A 3,101-nucleotide genomic window follows, 5' to 3' on the forward strand; every position below is an offset into this window, starting at 1 on the left:
CTGTAAGCGGATTGATATGGATTAAGTTCCCAAATTCATTTGATATTTTAGCGACTAATCGTGGTGCCCATATATTGTTGGTCGAGGGGCATTGCCGTATTTCCCGCCAAATCGCAGCCTCCAAGGCTACACAGTGCGATATAGCCTTCCTTGCCATGCCTTCAAAAGGCAGGCATGGTTCGGTGTCACCGCGTAATCGACGCCACTTCGGTTTACGGCGCGCTTGATCCAGAACGCGACAGGAATTCCATGAACTATAGCGGAACGCGCATTGCGCGGTCGTCGCCCCCTGCCTGCAATGACGCCTGGAATGGCAAAGACGCATCCCCAGAAAGGAAAGGAGTACAGGAAAACGGGGCAGGATCGGACAAAAGCCTCCCGATAATTACGGTCGATATTGCCGATATTCCGGGCGGTGGCCAGCTTCACCTCCTCCAGTGTGGGACAGAGTTCTCGATCCAGTTTGGCGATGATGAGTTGATGGGCAGTCGAGATCATGAATCCGAGAAGGCTCTCGCAAGGCTGACCCAAGAGCGTCTTGTTCAGCGCGATGGCAATATTTTGATTGGCGGCCTCGGCATGGGCTTCACCCTTGGGGCTGCGCTCGACGCCTGGTCACAAAGCGCGACCATCACGGTTGCCGAGCTCGTGCCCAAAATCATAAGCTGGGCGAACGGACCTTTGATGCACTTGTTCGGTACCAATCTGACAGATCCGCGAGTCAGAATTCAATTGGCCGACGTGTTTGATGTCATTACCCATGAGAAGGATCGCTTCGATGCCATTCTGCTCGACGTCGATAATGGTCCAGACGGTTTCATCAGAAAAAGCAACGACAGGCTTTATTCGACCGACGGCTTGGAAATGGCGTATGCAGCACTGAAACCGGGCGGCCTACTGTCGATATGGTCAGCCTACAGCGATGACGCATTTGCCGAAAGGCTGGAGCAGGCCGGATTCTGTCTGGATGAGATCTTGTTGCCAGCCTTTAGCGGCAGCGCCGAACGCTGGCACAATATCTGGTTCGCAGCCAAGGGCGGGGCCTGACAGTCCGTACCAGCTTTTCAAGCATGAGACTGAGCCTGCCAGGCTTCCATTCGCTACAGCGCGCGACCGGGCTTGGCAGGCATCGTCGTTCTCAGGTCAGTAAACCGGAGACTCCCATTTGATTTGTCGTGATGGCACTTGGCCGGGTTAGTTCAGAATTGCCACTGCTGTAGAGGCGATGAAGCCTCTTCGCGTTGCAACACGGAAATGATCTTCGCATAGGCACGAGCCAAATCCTCGTGTCTGGCTCTGATCGCAGGATTCTCCGCAAGCTCAGCATGCTTCAACTCGGCCAATCTCCGGCGGTTAAGATAGTCGAACCGACCCATGGCCATATTCATCGTGCTGACGGCGGATGGTGGCGGGCCACATGCGACCGGGAGCGTGTGACAGAACCTTCAATCAGCTTACCCTTCATTAAAACGCGAAGTGCATCGGCATCCCGTGGGTCAAGCAGAACGATCCGCACGCCGCCAGAGTCGAGCGCTTCGAGAACCGAAATCCTGAAGCCGTTTTTTTGGCAGACCAGCCGCACGGCGTCGGCTGATTCCATGATGTTCATGGCCCTGCTCATATCCGCTCCCCCCGCTGCTCGTTCAAAGCGAAAGGGGCTGAACCATCGGGACGCTGCGATCGATAGGGGTGCACATGCTCCCGAATGCGCTGCGCATAACCGTTGGCCAAACGCTGATGCGCATGGGAGGCAGCCCGGCAATGCGCGCTTTGGGCACGCAGCAACTCTTCCTGCTCGCGCTTGAGCAAATAATTTAGATCTTCCACGGATGGGCTCCCTCAGCTGGCAAGCGGGAGCACGTTGGTCTCTCTGTCACGGCGAATGCTTGCAGCAAATTTCGCGCAATAATTCTGTTTATCAAATAATATTCTCAATGTCCATGATTCAATTTAGAAATCACACGAAAAACCTTAAAAATTATTGAATCGACATAGCAACGATATTTCATAAAATATAATGCATGATATTTGAGATCAAATATGTATGGCACCATTAATTATTTTGAAAAAATTATATTATACCATATTCACTTTGATATCTATTTAACATCATAACAAGTTTTATAGATTTTCATAATTCATCGATCTTCAGATCGTCCCAGCCATCCAATATGCCGCTCCTCCACTCTGTTCGAGAATTCGGCATAATTGGTTGGCAACCAAGAAATGCGCTCACTCACCTGGCGCTGACAGCAAATGCTGCGCCCGCTCATGACCATGGATGGCCTGGCGGGCTGCCTTCCCCTGCCCATCCACGCCTGTTTTGCCGCCGGCCCAATGGAACTGCCTTCATACCCATCGCCTTGACAGTGGAGATGACGGTGCTGGACTGCATCCCAAGCTTGTTGGCTTATGGTCGGGGTTCCGCATATTCATCAGCGCGACCTTGCGCTGTTCGTGACCCAGCCCTTGGCCATCGGGCAACGATGCGCGGATGCTTAAGCGCAAAAACATCAATGATAAATCTGACAATATCTATCAGAGTTCTTCGAGAATTCGCTTTACCGCCTCAAGCCCCGAAGAGCTTTTTACCGCGATATCTAGTGGTCGGCCGCCGAGGCCGGGCTCTTCGCCGTTCAGAAATGCGATGGCGCCCTGAGAGCCCAATCGGGCTATGGCAAGTTCAAGAATATGCCCTTGGCGCTCGATCTGATCCGAAGATAGATATGGACCGTCGAACCGTCTTCCAGCCCGCTTAATCAAGATGCTCATCCTTTTTTCGCATCTTGTCCAGCGCTTGTCTTTTGCGGTCGATCTGGACCAGCAAAGCGCGATCAGACATGATCTGCCATGCAGCTTTTGACCGCAGGCAGCGCTCTTTCACATTCGCCAGATTGGTTTCCTGCGCCTCTTTGTCACATTGTGCGACGCGGGCCAGGTAGAAGTCGATCGTGGCGGGCATGTCGATCTCCTGCGAGTTGGATGTCGTTGCGACGGACGTCAATCGATCATTTCAGCGACAGCCCTGCGCAATTCGCGCACGGGCAGAGTGCCCAAAGGGACGTTTTGGTAAAATGAACGCGGCGTTTTGCCAGTCGCGG

The 3,101-nt window shown here is 53.1% G+C and carries 6 protein-coding genes; 2 read left to right on the forward strand and 4 right to left on the reverse strand.

Annotated elements, in window-relative coordinates; translation table 11 throughout:
• Together ACUCV3_RS27185 and ACUCV3_RS27190 are read left to right on the forward strand one after the other, a co-directional pair.
• A partial coding sequence (locus ACUCV3_RS27185; RefSeq protein WP_482241468.1) for a hypothetical protein occupies positions 1-227 on the forward strand: 227 nt, incomplete at its 5' end.
• A gap of 22 nt (positions 228-249) precedes the next feature.
• A complete protein-coding gene (locus ACUCV3_RS27190; protein ID WP_125999340.1) occupies positions 250-1,047 on the forward strand; it encodes a spermine/spermidine synthase domain-containing protein in 798 nt (265 codons plus the stop codon).
• Between the two features lie 337 nt (positions 1,048-1,384).
• Here ACUCV3_RS27190 and ACUCV3_RS27195 read toward each other — a convergent pair whose 3' ends face one another.
• The 4 genes from ACUCV3_RS27195 to ACUCV3_RS27210 all read right to left on the reverse strand — a co-directional run bounded on the left by ACUCV3_RS27195 (position 1,385) and on the right by ACUCV3_RS27210 (position 2,962).
• Positions 1,385-1,609 carry a hypothetical protein gene (locus ACUCV3_RS27195; RefSeq protein ID WP_234831964.1) on the reverse strand — a complete coding sequence of 75 codons (225 nt, stop codon included), beginning with the start codon at positions 1,607-1,609 and terminating at the stop codon, positions 1,385-1,387.
• An 8-nt stretch (positions 1,610-1,617) separates the two neighbouring features.
• Positions 1,618-1,827 carry a hypothetical protein gene (locus ACUCV3_RS27200; protein ID WP_080572788.1) on the reverse strand — a complete coding sequence of 70 codons (210 nt, stop codon included), beginning with the start codon at positions 1,825-1,827 and terminating at the stop codon, positions 1,618-1,620.
• A gap of 711 nt (positions 1,828-2,538) precedes the next feature.
• A complete protein-coding gene (locus tag ACUCV3_RS27205; protein ID WP_155738057.1) occupies positions 2,539-2,763 on the reverse strand; it encodes a hypothetical protein in 225 nt (74 codons plus the stop codon).
• Positions 2,756-2,962 carry a hypothetical protein gene (locus tag ACUCV3_RS27210; protein WP_004209707.1) on the reverse strand — a complete coding sequence of 69 codons (207 nt, stop codon included), beginning with the start codon at positions 2,960-2,962 and terminating at the stop codon, positions 2,756-2,758. The genes ACUCV3_RS27205 and ACUCV3_RS27210 overlap by 8 nt, the downstream gene beginning before the upstream one ends.
• Positions 2,963-3,101 lie beyond the last annotated feature (139 nt).

This window comes from Sphingobium sp. VMM (assembly GCF_056790315.1).

Excerpts from the sequence above, each read along its gene's own strand:
- ACUCV3_RS27195 (WP_234831964.1), bottom strand. The coding sequence starts at position 1,609 with ATGAACATCATGGAATCAGCCGACGCCGTGCGGCTGGTCTGCCAAAAA.
- ACUCV3_RS27210 (WP_004209707.1), bottom strand. The coding sequence starts at position 2,962 with ATGCCCGCCACGATCGACTTCTACCTGGCCCGCGTCGCACAATGTGAC.
- ACUCV3_RS27190 (WP_125999340.1), top strand. The coding sequence starts at position 250 with ATGAACTATAGCGGAACGCGCATTGCGCGGTCGTCGCCCCCTGCCTGC.